This window comes from Cupriavidus sp. SS-3 (assembly GCF_035818815.1).
GTDB lineage: Bacteria > Pseudomonadota > Gammaproteobacteria > Burkholderiales > Burkholderiaceae > Cupriavidus > Cupriavidus taiwanensis_C.
The window spans coordinates 1-12,707 of the sequence record NZ_JAYLVT010000032.1 but is presented as its reverse complement, the minus strand read 5'-3'; the positions used below and the strand labels follow the sequence as shown (position 1 = coordinate 12,707).

Annotated in this window: 13 protein-coding genes; 11 read left to right on the top strand and 2 right to left on the bottom strand. The window is 67.7% G+C overall.

The window, feature by feature from the left end:
• Positions 1-156 precede the first annotated feature (156 nt).
• Positions 157-498 (bottom strand): YciI family protein, encoded by a 342-nt coding sequence (locus U9J39_RS29155; protein ID WP_198036071.1) that lies wholly within the window; start codon positions 496-498, stop codon positions 157-159.
• 113 nt (positions 499-611) lie between these two features.
• Complete coding sequence (locus tag U9J39_RS29150; RefSeq protein WP_115683387.1) at positions 612-1,565, bottom strand: LysR family transcriptional regulator; 954 nt, start codon at positions 1,563-1,565, stop codon at positions 612-614.
• Between the two features lie 168 nt (positions 1,566-1,733).
• Between U9J39_RS29150 and U9J39_RS29145 the strand changes: the two genes are divergently transcribed.
• The 11 genes from U9J39_RS29145 to pgk form a co-directional block, all read left to right on the top strand.
• Positions 1,734-3,194: a form I ribulose bisphosphate carboxylase large subunit gene (locus U9J39_RS29145; protein WP_111516948.1), complete on the top strand. Its 1,461-nt coding sequence runs from the start codon at positions 1,734-1,736 to the stop codon at positions 3,192-3,194.
• Positions 3,195-3,242: 48 nt separating this feature from the next.
• Entirely contained in the window at positions 3,243-3,662 is a 420-nt protein-coding gene (locus U9J39_RS29140; protein ID WP_012356507.1) for a ribulose bisphosphate carboxylase small subunit, read from the top strand.
• 160 nt (positions 3,663-3,822) lie between these two features.
• Positions 3,823-4,770, top strand: a complete 948-nt coding sequence (gene cbbX, locus U9J39_RS29135) for a CbbX protein (RefSeq protein ID WP_326348770.1) — start codon at positions 3,823-3,825, stop codon at positions 4,768-4,770.
• 3 nt (positions 4,771-4,773) lie between these two features.
• Positions 4,774-5,535, top strand: coding sequence for an HAD family hydrolase (locus U9J39_RS29130; protein ID WP_115713662.1), 762 nt, complete (start codon positions 4,774-4,776; stop codon positions 5,533-5,535).
• 1 nt (position 5,536) lies between these two features.
• Positions 5,537-6,253 (top strand): ribulose-phosphate 3-epimerase, encoded by a 717-nt coding sequence (rpe, locus tag U9J39_RS29125; protein ID WP_326348769.1) that lies wholly within the window; start codon positions 5,537-5,539, stop codon positions 6,251-6,253.
• A 52-nt stretch (positions 6,254-6,305) separates the two neighbouring features.
• Positions 6,306-7,400: a class 1 fructose-bisphosphatase gene (locus tag U9J39_RS29120; protein ID WP_115713660.1), complete on the top strand. Its 1,095-nt coding sequence runs from the start codon at positions 6,306-6,308 to the stop codon at positions 7,398-7,400.
• Between the two features lie 11 nt (positions 7,401-7,411).
• A complete protein-coding gene (locus tag U9J39_RS29115; protein ID WP_116314147.1) occupies positions 7,412-8,290 on the top strand; it encodes a phosphoribulokinase in 879 nt (292 codons plus the stop codon).
• 9 nt (positions 8,291-8,299) lie between these two features.
• Positions 8,300-10,321 carry a transketolase gene (tkt, locus tag U9J39_RS29110; protein ID WP_326348768.1) on the top strand — a complete coding sequence of 674 codons (2,022 nt, stop codon included), beginning with the start codon at positions 8,300-8,302 and terminating at the stop codon, positions 10,319-10,321.
• Positions 10,321-11,025 (top strand): phosphoglycolate phosphatase, encoded by a 705-nt coding sequence (gph, locus tag U9J39_RS29105; protein WP_326348767.1) that lies wholly within the window; start codon positions 10,321-10,323, stop codon positions 11,023-11,025. The genes tkt and gph overlap by 1 nt, the downstream gene beginning before the upstream one ends.
• 55 nt (positions 11,026-11,080) lie before the next feature.
• The gene (gene gap, locus U9J39_RS29100) at positions 11,081-12,091 is read left to right on the top strand and encodes a type I glyceraldehyde-3-phosphate dehydrogenase (RefSeq protein ID WP_326348766.1); all 1,011 of its coding nucleotides are present in this window, start codon (positions 11,081-11,083) and stop codon (positions 12,089-12,091) included.
• A gap of 9 nt (positions 12,092-12,100) precedes the next feature.
• A partial coding sequence (gene pgk, locus U9J39_RS29095) for a phosphoglycerate kinase (RefSeq protein WP_326348765.1) occupies positions 12,101-12,707 on the top strand: 607 nt, incomplete at its 3' end.

The window sequence follows — 12,707 nt, the reverse complement described above, 5'->3', positions numbered from 1 at the left end:
ACCATAACGAAAGTCAGTCGTCGCACGTATTTTTGAAGCGGGTAGGGGAGCGAAGGGAGGCGGTAAACACTGTATTGCTGCTGCCCTTCGCTTTGTCACAAAGCTTCCGTTCAACGCGCAAAGCCCAGCTCGATCGCAGTTGGACCGACTCCGCCCTCAACTCTCAGGATCATCCCCAAACTCGCGGAGTTCCTGCGAGCAGCGGCAAGCCTTGGCGATCTTGGTAGCCCACACGATAGCGGCTTCGCGCGACGGGAGCTGCAGGACACAAAAGCCCCCGTCGAACTCCTTCGTCTGGGGATAGGTTCCGCTTGTGACGGTGCCGTCTGCGGCGACCATGAGCGGTGCGACATTCGCGTTGATACCGCCACCGAACACGTAAACGCCTGCAGCCTTCGCCTCGCGTATGACCTCGCGCGCAGCTTCGCCCACGGCGGCGAGTTCCTCGGCGGGAACTTTCATCGCCGTTGCGGGAAAGGAGATCAGGTATTTCGTCATCGTTCTGTCCTCCGGTTGAGGTCGGTGATGTTTGTAAGACCTTACGGGTGATGGAGCGGTTTGTCACGCGCCCCGGTACGGATGATCGCACGCTCCTGGGAATGGCATGACCGTCACCGCCCCCCACGCCTCCTCGCCAACAAGCCACTAAACTCCTTCCCCAAAAACTCCGCCGCATGCTCCAGCAAATAAGCCCGGCAACTTTCCCCCGCCGGCGATAACCGCTTGCTCGCCATATGCGCGACATGCCAGATGCGCTCGATCGGCGTGCCGGTCACGTCCAGCAGCGCGATTTCGCCGGTGCGCAGCTCCAGCGCCATGGTGTGCAGAGACAGCAGGCTGATACCCATGCCGGCCATCACCGCCTGCTTGATGGTCTCGTTGCTGCCGAGGGTGATCACCTTGGCCGGCGTGAACAGGTGGTCGCGGAACATGTATTCGGCGACGGTACGGGTGCCTGAGCCGGGTTCTCGCAGCAGGAAGGTTTCGTGCCTCAGTTCCTGCAAATCGAATTGCGCGGCGTCGTGCAGCGGGTGCCGCGGCGAGGCCACCAGTACGTGCGGATGCGCGGCGATGGGTTCGGAGACGGCGTCCAGCTCGCGCGGCGGGCGGCCCATCAGGGCGAGGTCGATGGCGTTGTCCTGCAGCAGCTGCAGCAGGGTTTCGCGATTGCCTTCGGCGATGCGCAGCTCCACGCCCGGGTGCAGCGCGGTGAAGCCGGCCAGCAGCTTGGGCGCAAAGTACTTTGCGGTGCTGATCAGGCCGATCGTGATGGAGCCACGGTCGACGTCCTTGACTGCCTGCAGTCCTTCCTCGGCATCCTTGACCTCGCCCAGGATGCGCAGCGCATGGTGCAGCAGGCGGTCGCCGGGTTCGGTCAGCGTCAGTTGCCGGCCGACGCGTTCGAACAGCGCCAGCCCCACCACGGATTCCAGTTGCTTGACCTGCATCGACACCGCGGGCTGGGTCAGGTGCAGCTCTTCGGCCGCGCGCACGAAGCTGGCGTGCCTGGCCACGGTGACGAAGATCTGCAGCTGGCGAAGGGTGAGGGCGCGCAGGAAGGACATGGGCAGTGGGGGCGGCTTTTGGACGGTCCCATGATGTGCGGTCTGGGTCGCACTTAAGGGATAGCTTATGCAGTGACTAAGAATATCTGAATTTACCTTATAGAGGGGCGCTTATATCTTTGCATCAACGCAGCAGCCACGAACGCTCAACCACGCAAGGAGACAAGCATGAACGCACCCGAACCGGTCCAGGCCAAGCCGCGCAAGCGCTATGACGCCGGCGTCATGAAGTACAAGGAAATGGGGTACTGGGACGCGGACTACGAGCCCAAGGACACCGACCTGCTGGCGCTGTTCCGCATCACGCCGCAGGATGGCGTGGACCCGGTCGAGGCCGCCGCCGCGGTGGCCGGCGAATCCTCCACCGCCACCTGGACGGTGGTGTGGACCGATCGCCTGACCGCGTGCGACATGTACCGCGCCAAGGCCTACCGGGTCGATCCGGTGCCGAACAACCCGGAGCAGTTCTTCTGCTACGTGGCCTATGACCTGTCGCTGTTCGAGGAGGGCTCGATCGCCAACCTGACCGCCTCGATCATCGGCAATGTGTTCAGCTTCAAGCCGATCAAGGCGGCGCGGCTGGAAGACATGCGCTTCCCGGTGGCCTATGTGAAGACCTTCGCCGGCCCGTCGACCGGCATCATCGTCGAGCGCGAGCGCCTGGACAAGTTCGGCCGCCCGTTGCTGGGCGCCACCACCAAGCCCAAGCTCGGCCTGTCGGGCCGCAACTATGGCCGCGTGGTGTACGAGGGCCTGAAGGGCGGGCTGGACTTCATGAAGGACGACGAGAACATCAACTCGCAGCCCTTCATGCACTGGCGCGACCGCTTCCTGTTCGTGATGGATGCGGTCAACAAGGCTTCGGCCGCCACCGGCGAGGTCAAGGGCAGCTACCTCAACGTGACCGCCGGCACCATGGAAGAGATGTACCGGCGCGCGGAGTTCGCCAAGTCGCTGGGCTCGGTCATCATCATGGTCGACCTGATCGTGGGCTGGACCTGCATCCAGTCGATGAGCAACTGGTGCCGCCAGAACGACATGATCCTGCACCTGCACCGCGCGGGCCACGGCACCTACACGCGCCAGAAGAACCACGGCGTGTCGTTCCGCGTGATCGCCAAGTGGCTGCGCCTGGCCGGCGTGGACCACATGCACACCGGCACCGCGGTGGGCAAGCTGGAAGGGGATCCGCTGACCGTGCAGGGCTACTACAACGTCTGCCGCGATGCCTACACCCACACCGACCTGACCCGCGGGCTGTTCTTCGACCAGGACTGGGCCTCGCTGCGCAAGGTGATGCCGGTGGCCTCGGGCGGCATCCACGCCGGCCAGATGCACCAGCTGATCAGCCTGTTCGGCGACGACGTGGTGCTGCAGTTCGGCGGCGGCACCATCGGCCACCCGCAAGGCATCCAGGCCGGCGCCACCGCCAACCGGGTCGCGCTGGAGGCAATGGTGCTGGCGCGCAACGAGGGGCGCGACATCCTCAACGAAGGGCCGGAGATCCTGCGCGATGCCGCGCGCTGGTGCGGGCCGCTGCGCGCCGCGCTGGACACCTGGGGCGACATCACCTTCAACTACACGCCGACCGATACCTCGGACTTCGTGCCCACCGCCTCGGTGGCCTGACCCTGGCTGGATGCCACCACCGCGAACACCACAGAACGAGAGGACATCATGCGTATCACCCAAGGCACCTTTTCTTTCCTGCCCGAACTGACCGACGAGCAGATCACCAAGCAGCTCGAATACTGCCTGAACAAGGGCTGGGCTGTCGGCATCGAATACACCGACGACCCGCATCCGCGCAACACCTACTGGGAGATGTTCGGGCTGCCGATGTTCGACCTGCGCGATGCCGCCGGCATCCTGCTGGAGATCAACAACGCGCGCAACACCTTTCCCAACCACTACATCCGCGTCACGGCCTTCGACTCGACGCATACGGTGGAATCGGTGGTGATGTCGTTCATCGTCAATCGTCCCGCCGACGAGCCGGGCTTCCGCCTGGTGCGGCAGGAAGAGCCCGGCCGCACGCTGCGCTACTCGATCGAGAGCTACGCCGTGCAGGCCCGGCCCGAGGGCAGCCGCTACTGAGCGGCCCCGGCTGAGCCGCGCAGCGCCGCCACGGCGCTGCCGCCAGTGATTTCCTGACGCTGCACGCCCGCGGCCGCGCGGCCTGATCGCCGCGCGCCGGGGGGACGCTTCGCCTCGAATTCCGCGAACCGATTGATCGATTGACTCTCAGGGAGCCGTCATGTCCGCACCCGAAACCACTGCGCCGCTGCAGTCGACTGGCGTTTTGCCCCCAGCGGCGCCCGCAGCCGTGCCGGGATCTCTCGCCGAATCGCTGGCCAGCTCGGGCATCACCGAACTGCTGGCCCAGCTCGACCGCGAGCTGATCGGGCTGAAGCCGGTGAAAGCGCGCATCCGTGATATCGCCGCCTTGCTGCTGGTGGACAAGCTGCGCGCCGCGCGCGGCTTCAGCGCGGGTGCGCCCAGCCTGCACATGTGCTTCACCGGCAATCCCGGCACCGGCAAGACCACAGTGGCCATGCGCATGGCGCAGATCCTGCACCAGCTGGGCTACGTGCGGCGCGGCCACCTGGTGGCGGTGACCCGCGACGACCTGGTCGGCCAGTACATCGGCCATACCGCGCCCAAGACCAAGGAGATCCTGAAGAAGGCCATGGGCGGGGTGCTCTTCATCGACGAGGCCTACTACCTCTACCGCCCGGAGAACGAGCGCGACTATGGCCAGGAGGCGATAGAGATCCTGCTGCAGGTGATGGAGAACCACCGCGAAGACCTGGTGGTGATCCTGGCCGGCTACAAGGACCGCATGGACCGCTTCTTCGAGTCCAACCCGGGCATGTCGTCGCGCGTTGCGCACCATATCGACTTTCCCGACTACCAGCTCGACGAGCTGCGCCGCATCGCCGAGCTGATGCTGGACGAGATGCAGTACCAGTTCGACGACGACAGCCGGGCCCTGTTTGCCGACTACCTGGCCCGCCGCATGGCGCAACCGCATTTCGCCAACGCCCGCAGCGTGCGCAATGCGCTGGACCGCGCGCGGCTGCGCCATGCCTCGCGTCTGCTGGGCCAGCCCGGCATCGCGGTGGACGACCGTGCCCTCACCACCATCACCGCCGCGGACCTGCTTGCCAGCCGCGTGTTTGCGCAGGCTGCGGCCGCGGAGTAGACCATGAAAGCCCTGATCTTCGATGTCGACGGCACCCTTGCCGATACCGAGAGCGCGCACCTGCGGGCCTTCAATGCCGCCTTTGCCGAAGTCGGCCTGGACTGGTGCTGGGACGAAGCCCTCTACACGCGCCTGCTCAGGGTGGCAGGGGGCAAGGAGCGGCTGCTGCACTACTGGCGCATGGTCGACCCGGAAGAGGCGCGCGGCTGCAAGGTCGGGGAAACGATCGACGCGGTGCATGCCGTCAAGACCCGCCACTACGCCGAACTGGTCGGCAGCGGCCAGCTGCCGCTGCGCCCGGGGATTGCGCGGCTGATCGACGAGGCCGGCCGCGCCGGCGTGCCCATCGCCATTGCCACCACCACCACGCCGGCCAACCTGGACGTGCTGCTGCGCACGCCGCTGGGTGCGGACTGGCGCGCACGCTTCGCCGCCATCTGCGATGCCGGCACGACCGCGGTCAAGAAGCCCGCGCCGGACGTCTACCTGGCCGTACTCGAGCGGCTTGGCCTGGAAGCGGCTGAGTGCCTGGCGATCGAGGACTCGGAAAACGGGCTGCGCGCTGCGCAGGCGGCTGGCATTGCCACCGTGGTCACGCCCACGGCCTACACCGGCCACGACCGTTTCGACGGCGCGCTGCTGGTGCTGCCGCACCTGGGCGATCCGGCGCAGCCACTTGCGCCGCTGCCGGGAGCGGCGCACCGCTGGGCCGACCTGGCCGCGCTGCGCGCCTGGCATCGCGGCACCCTGTTCGAGGCAGCCTGACATGACCGCCACCCACCAGCAAGCCAGTGGCCCGCACGCGGTCCGCCTGGCCCCGTCGATCCTGTCGGCCGACTTCGCGCGGCTGGGCGAAGAGGTGTGCGCGGTCGAGGCAGGCGGTGCGGACCTGATCCACTTCGACGTGATGGACAACCACTACGTGCCCAACCTGACCATCGGGCCGATGGTGTGCGAGGCGATCCGCCCGCTGGTCTCGGTTCCCATCGACGTGCACCTGATGGTGGAGCCGGTGGACGCGCTGATCCCGCTGTTTGCCCGGGCCGGCGCGGGGATCATCAGTTTCCATCCGGAGGCGAGCCGCCATGTGGACCGCACCATCGCGCTGATCCGCGACCACGGCTGCAGGGCCGGGCTGGTGCTCAACCCGGCCACGCCACTGGGCTGGCTGGACCACACGCTGGCGCAGCTCGACCTGGTGCTGCTGATGAGCGTGAACCCGGGCTTCGGCGGCCAGGCCTTCATCCCCGGCGTGCTCGACAAGGTGCGCCAGGTGCGCGCACGCATCGACCGGCAGCAGGCGGCCGGCGGGCGCGAGGTCTGGCTGGAGGTCGATGGCGGCGTCAAGGCCGACAACATCGGCGCGATTGCGCGCGCGGGCGCCGACACCTACGTCGCCGGCAGCGCTGTCTTCGGCGCGCCGGACGTCGATGGCGGCTACGCGGGCATCCTGCGGCGCCTGCGCGAGGCCGCCGCCACGTAGCGGGCATGCCGCCCCCCACAAGAACACATAGCCAATCCAGAGGAGACCTGTCATGCCTGAAGTGCAAAGGATGACCCTGACGCAGTTCCTGATCGAGCAGCGCCGCCGCTACCCGGACGCCAGCGGCGGCTTCAACGGCCTGATCCTCAATGTCGCCATGGCCTGCAAGGAGATCGCGCGCGCCGTGGCCTTCGGCGCGCTGGGCGGCCTGCACGGCAGGGCCGGCGGCGCGGACGCGGCCGGCGCAGCCATCAACGTGCAAGGAGAGGTCCAGCAGAAGCTGGACGTGCTCAGCAACGACACCTTCCTGCGCGTCAACGAATGGGGCGGGTACCTCGCCGCCATGGCCTCGGAAGAAATGGAGGCGCCGTACCAGATCCCGGCGCACTACCCGCGCGGCAAGTACCTGCTGGTGTTCGATCCGCTCGATGGCTCCTCCAACATCGACGTCAATGTCTCGGTGGGCAGCATCTTCTCGGTACTGCGCGCGCCGGAGGGCACCACCGACGTCACCGAGCAGGCCTTCCTGCAGCCCGGCACGGCGCAGGTGGCCGCGGGCTACGCGCTCTATGGCCCCACCACCATGCTGGTGCTGACGGTGGGCAACGGCGTCAATGGCTTCACGCTGGATCCCAACCTGGGCGAGTTCTTCCTGACCCATCCGGACCTGCGCGTGCCCGCCGATACCCGGGAATTCGCCATCAACGCGTCCAACAGCCGCTTCTGGGAGGCGCCCATCAGGCAATACGTATCGGAGTGCCTGGCCGGCCAGACCGGGCCGCGGGGCAAGGATTTCAACATGCGCTGGATCGCATCGATGGTGGCCGAGGCGCACCGCATCCTGATGCGCGGCGGCGTCTTCATGTACCCGCGCGACACCAAGGATCCGGCCAGGCCGGGACGACTGCGCCTGCTCTATGAAGCCAACCCGATCGCGTTCCTGATGGAGCAGGCCGGCGGGCGTGCCAGCACCGGCCGCCAGGCGCTGATGTCGGTGGCGCCCGGCGCGCTCCACCAGCGCATCGGCGTGATCTTCGGTTCGCGCCATGAAGTGGAGCGGATCGAGCGCTACCACAACGAGCAGACCGACCCCGATCTTCCCAATCCCCTGTTCAACGAGCGCAGCCTGTTCCGCGCGTCCGCCTGAGGCACCTGGCCATGTCAGAACGTTATCCCATCATCGCCATCACCGGCTCTTCCGGCGCAGGCACCACCTCGGTGACCCGTACCTTCGAAAACATCTTCCGGCGCGAGGGCGTGAAGTCGGTGGTAATCGAGGGCGACAGCTTCCACCGCTACGACCGCGCCGAGATGAAGATCAAGATGGCCGAGGCCGAGCGTACCGGCAACATGAACTTCAGCCACTTCGGCGAAGAGAACAACCTGTTCAGCGAGCTGGAAGGTCTGTTCCGTTCCTATTCGGAAACCGGCACCGGCGTGCACCGGCACTACCTGCACAGCCCCGAGGAAGCGGCGCCGTTCGGGCAGGAACCCGGCACCTTCACCCCATGGGAGCCGTTGCCGGACGACACCGACCTGCTTTTCTACGAGGGCTTGCACGGCGGCGTGGTCACCGACGAGGTCAATATCGCGCGGTATCCCAACCTGCTGATCGGCGTGGTGCCGGTGATCAACCTGGAGTGGATCCAGAAGCTGTGGCGCGACAAGAAGCAGCGCGGCTACTCGACCGAGGCCGTGACCGACACCATCCTGCGCCGCATGCCGGACTACGTGAACTACATCTGCCCGCAGTTCTCGCGCACGCATGTGAATTTCCAGCGGGTGCCGTGCGTGGACACCTCCAACCCCTTTATCGCACGCGAGATTCCAGCGCCCGATGAAAGCATGGTGGTGATCCGCTTTGCCAACCCCAAGGGCATCGATTTCCAGTACCTGCTGAGCATGATCCACGACTCCTTCATGTCGCGCGCCAACACCATCGTGGTCCCGGGCGGCAAGATGGAACTGGCCATGCAGCTGATCTTCACGCCCTTCGTGCTGCGCATGATGGAACGCCGCAAGCGCGCCACCCAGTAAGGAGCCGGAATGAACGCACCCGAACGCATCGACTCCGCGGCGCGCTGCGCCAACGCGCTGCGCTTTCTTGCCGCCGACGCGGTGGAGCAGGCCCGGTCCGGCCACCCCGGCGCACCGATGGGCATGGCGGAGATGGCCGAAGTGCTGTGGCGGCGCCACCTGCGCCACAACCCGGCCAACCCGGCCTGGCCCGACCGCGACCGCTTCGTGCTGTCCAACGGCCATGCCTCCATGCTGCTGTATGCGCTGCTGCACCTGAGCGGCTATGACGTGCCGATGGCGCAGCTGCGCCAGTTCCGCCAGCTGCACGCGATCACGCCGGGCCATCCGGAAGTCGGCGTGACGCCGGGCATCGAGACTACTACGGGACCGCTGGGGCAGGGGCTGGCCAATGCCGTCGGCATGGCGTTGGCGGAAAAGCTGCTGGCGGCCACCTTCAACCGGCCCGGCTTCGACATCGTCGACCACCACACCTATGTGTTCCTGGGCGATGGCTGCCTGATGGAAGGGCTCAGCCACGAGGCCGCCTCGCTGGCGGGGACGCTCGGGCTGGGCAAGCTGATCTGCCTGTACGACGACAACGGCATTTCCATCGACGGCGACGTGGTTGCCTGGTTTGCCGACGACACCCCGCAGCGCTTTGCTGCCTACGGCTGGCATGTGATCGCCGGCGTCGACGGGCACGATGCGCACGCCATCGACGCCGCGCTGCATACCGCCAAGGCCGAGCGCGACCGGCCCACGCTGATCTGCTGCCGCACCGTGATCGGCCAGGGCGCGCCGGCCAAGGCCGGCGGTCACGACGTGCATGGCGCGCCGCTGGGCGCGGCCGAAATCGCCGCGATGCGCGCGGCGCTGGGCTGGGAAGCGCCACCGTTCACGGTGCCGGCCGATGTGGCCGATGCCTGGGATGCGCGCGCGCAAGGTGCCGCGCGCGAGGCCGAATGGGAGGCGCGCTTCGCCGGCTATTGCGCCGCCTACCCGGAACTGGGCGATGCGTTCGTGCGGCGCGTGCAGGGCCGCCTGCCCGAGGGCTTCGATGCGCAGCTGCTGGCGCTGCTGGATGCGCCATCGCCGCTGCAAGACAAGATCGCCACGCGCAAGGCCTCCCAGCTGTGCCTGGAGGCGCTGACCCCCGCCTTGCCCGAGCTGCTGGGCGGCTCGGCCGACCTGACCGGCTCCAACCTGACCAACGTCAAGGCCTCGGTCTGGGTCAACCATGCCGGCCACGGCAACTACGTCAGCTACGGCGTGCGCGAGTTCGGCATGGCCGCGGTGATGAACGGCATTGCGCTGCATGGGGGGCTGATTCCCTACGGCGGCACCTTCATGACTTTTTCGGACTACTCGCGCAACGCCATCCGCATGGCCGCGCTGATGCGCCTGCGCGTGGTCCACGTGCTGACCCATGACTCCATCGGCCTGGGCGAGGACGGCCCCACGCACCAGCCGGTGGAGCACGCCGCCAGCCTGCGGCTGATTCCCAACAACCGGGTCTGGCGCCCCTGCGACGGCGCCGAAACCGCCTGCGCGTGGCTTGCCGCGCTGCGGCGCGAGGACGGTCCGACCTGCCTGGTGCTGTCGCGCCAGGCACTGACGCCGTTCGCGCGCGATGCGGCGCAGCGCGACGCGATCGCGCGCGGCGGCTACGTATTGCGTGATGCGGCGGGGGCGCCGGCACCACGCGTGGTGCTGGTCGCCACCGGCTCCGAAGTGGAGATCGCCATGCGCGCGGCCGCGCAGCTGGCCGATGCCGGCATCGCCGCGCGCGTGGTGTCGATGCCCTGCGTCGAACTGTTCTACGCACAGGACGCGGCGTACCGCGACAGGGTGCTGCCGCCAGGCGTGCCGCGCGTCAGCATCGAAGCCGGCAGTACCTGGTTCTGGCGCGCGGTGGTGGGCGAGCGGGGCAGGGCGCTGGGCCTCGACACCTTTGGCGAGTCGGCGCCCGCCGAGGCGCTGTACCAGCATTTCGGCCTGACCCCGGAGCATGTCGCCGCGGCGGCGCTGGCCGTTCTGGAGGACGCGTGATGGCTGCCCATATCCCCCAGGCCCTGCCCTGCACCGCGGTGCTGATCGACCTGGACGGCACGCTGGTCGACAGCGCGCCGGACATCGTCGGCGCCGCCAGCCTCATGCTGGCCGATCTCGGCAGCCCGCCGCTGCCGTTCGACACCGTGGCCGGATTTATCGGCCGCGGCGTGCCCAACCTGGTGCGGCGTGTGCTGGAAACCGCGCAACTCGCCACGTGCATCGACGCTGCCGACGCGGTGGCGCTGTTCCATCGCCACTATGCCGGCACCAACGGCCGTCTCGGCACCGTGTTTCCGGGCGTGGAGAACGGCCTCGCCGCGCTCCGGCGCGAGGGCTATCGCCTGGCATGCGTCACCAACAAGCCGCGCGCGCTGGCGGTGCCGCTGCTGGCCATGACCGGCCTGGCCGCGTATCTGGAAGTGCTGGTCGCCGGCGATTCGATTGCGCAGATGAAGCCCGATCCCGAACCGCTGCTCCATGCCTGCCGCCTGCTCGACGTCGATCCCGCGCATGGCGTGCTGGTGGGAGATTCACCGGTGGACGTGCAGGCGGCGCGCGCGGCCGGCATGCCGGTCTGCCTGGTGCGCTATGGCTACGCCGGCCCCGGTGGGCCGGCGGCGCTCGGCGCCGATGCGCTGGTCGATTCGTTCGAGGCATTGCCGGCGCTGCTGACGCCTGCCTGGCTCGCACCGGCGGCCTGATCCGGCGCCAGCGCGCCACGCAGGCAAGGATTCAAGACAACGACATGGAGACAGCATGACTATCAAGGTTGCCATCAATGGCTATGGCCGCATCGGCCGCAATGTGCTGCGCGCCCACTATGAAGGCGGCAGGCGGCACGACATCGAGATCGTCGCCATCAACGACCTCGGCAACGCCGCGACCAACGCCCACCTGACCCAGTACGACACCGTTCACGGGCGCTTTCCCGGCGAGGTCGCGGTCGATGGCGATGCCTTCCGCGTCAACGGCGACCGCATCCGCGTGCTGGCCCAGCGCAACCCGGCGGAGTTGCCGTGGGGCGAGCTGGGCGTGGATGTGGTGATGGAGTGCACCGGCCTCTTCACCACCAAGGACAAGGCCTCGGCCCACCTGAAGGGCGGCGCGAAGAAGGTGATCATCTCCGCCCCCGGCGGCAAGGACGTCGATGCCACCATCGTCTATGGCGTGAACCACCACGTGCTCAAGGCGACCGACACGGTCATCTCCAACGCCTCGTGCACCACCAACTGCCTGGCGCCGCTGGTCAAGCCGCTGCATGAAAAGCTGGGCGTGGTGAACGGCCTGATGACCACCGTGCATGCCTATACCAACGACCAGGTGCTGACCGACGTCTACCACGAAGACCTGCGCCGCGCACGCTCGGCCACCATGTCGATGATCCCCACCAAGACTGGCGCCGCCGCGGCGGTGGGGCTGGTGCTGCCGGAGCTGGACGGGCGGCTGGATGGCTTTGCGGTGCGCGTGCCGACCATCAATGTGTCGCTGGTCGACCTGTCCTTCGTCGCCGCGCGGCCCACCACGGTCGAGGAAGTGAACGGCATCCTGCAGGCCGCGGCGCAGGGCGAGCTCAAGGGCATCCTCGACTACAACGCGGCGCCGCTGGTCTCGGTGGATTTCAACCACAACCCGGCCTCGTCCACCTTCGACGCCACCCTGACCAAGGTCAACGGCACGCTGGTCAAGGTATCGGCCTGGTACGACAACGAATGGGGCTTCTCCAACCGCATGCTGGATACCGCGGTGGCGCTGGCCAGTGCCCGCTAGCAGGAGGCCATGATGAGCGAATACCATGCTGCGCACGCGTTCCCGCAATCCCCGGCGCCGCACACGCTGGCCGCGCTGCTCGCCAATGGCGGGCTGGCCGGCAAGCGCGTCTTTATCCGCGCCGACCTCAACGTTCCGCAGGACGCCGCCGGACAGATTACCGACGACACCCGTATCCGCGCTTCGGTGCCCGCCATCGCGGCCTGCCTGCAGGCGGGCGCCGCGGTGATGGTCACCTCGCACCTGGGCCGGCCCGAGGAGGGGCAGCCCGACCCGCGCCACAGCCTGGCGCCGGTGGGGCGCCGCCTGTCGGAACTGCTGAGCCGTCAGGTGCCGCTGCTGTCCGGCTGGATCGAGGGCGGCTTCCAGGTGCCGCCCGGCCAGGTGGTGCTGCTGGAAAACTGCCGCATGAACCAGGGTGAGAAGAGGAACAGCGACGAACTGGCGCAGAAGATGGCGCGGCTATGCGATGTCTACGTCAACGACGCCTTCGGCACCGCGCACCGCGCCGAAGCCACCACCCACGGCATCGCCAAATACGCGCCGATCGCCTGCGCCGGCCCGCTGCTGGCCGCCGAGATCGACGCGCTGGGCAAGGCCCTGGGCCAGCCGGCGC

Excerpts from the sequence above, each read along its gene's own strand:
- U9J39_RS29155 (WP_198036071.1), bottom strand. The coding sequence starts at position 498 with ATGACGAAATACCTGATCTCCTTTCCCGCAACGGCGATGAAAGTTCCC.
- U9J39_RS29150 (WP_115683387.1), bottom strand. The coding sequence starts at position 1,565 with ATGTCCTTCCTGCGCGCCCTCACCCTTCGCCAGCTGCAGATCTTCGTC.
- U9J39_RS29145 (WP_111516948.1), top strand. The coding sequence starts at position 1,734 with ATGAACGCACCCGAACCGGTCCAGGCCAAGCCGCGCAAGCGCTATGAC.
- U9J39_RS29140 (WP_012356507.1), top strand. The coding sequence starts at position 3,243 with ATGCGTATCACCCAAGGCACCTTTTCTTTCCTGCCCGAACTGACCGAC.
- cbbX (WP_326348770.1), top strand. The coding sequence starts at position 3,823 with ATGTCCGCACCCGAAACCACTGCGCCGCTGCAGTCGACTGGCGTTTTG.
- U9J39_RS29130 (WP_115713662.1), top strand. The coding sequence starts at position 4,774 with ATGAAAGCCCTGATCTTCGATGTCGACGGCACCCTTGCCGATACCGAG.
- rpe (WP_326348769.1), top strand. The coding sequence starts at position 5,537 with ATGACCGCCACCCACCAGCAAGCCAGTGGCCCGCACGCGGTCCGCCTG.
- U9J39_RS29120 (WP_115713660.1), top strand. The coding sequence starts at position 6,306 with ATGCCTGAAGTGCAAAGGATGACCCTGACGCAGTTCCTGATCGAGCAG.
- U9J39_RS29115 (WP_116314147.1), top strand. The coding sequence starts at position 7,412 with ATGTCAGAACGTTATCCCATCATCGCCATCACCGGCTCTTCCGGCGCA.
- tkt (WP_326348768.1), top strand. The coding sequence starts at position 8,300 with ATGAACGCACCCGAACGCATCGACTCCGCGGCGCGCTGCGCCAACGCG.
- gph (WP_326348767.1), top strand. The coding sequence starts at position 10,321 with ATGGCTGCCCATATCCCCCAGGCCCTGCCCTGCACCGCGGTGCTGATC.
- gap (WP_326348766.1), top strand. The coding sequence starts at position 11,081 with ATGACTATCAAGGTTGCCATCAATGGCTATGGCCGCATCGGCCGCAAT.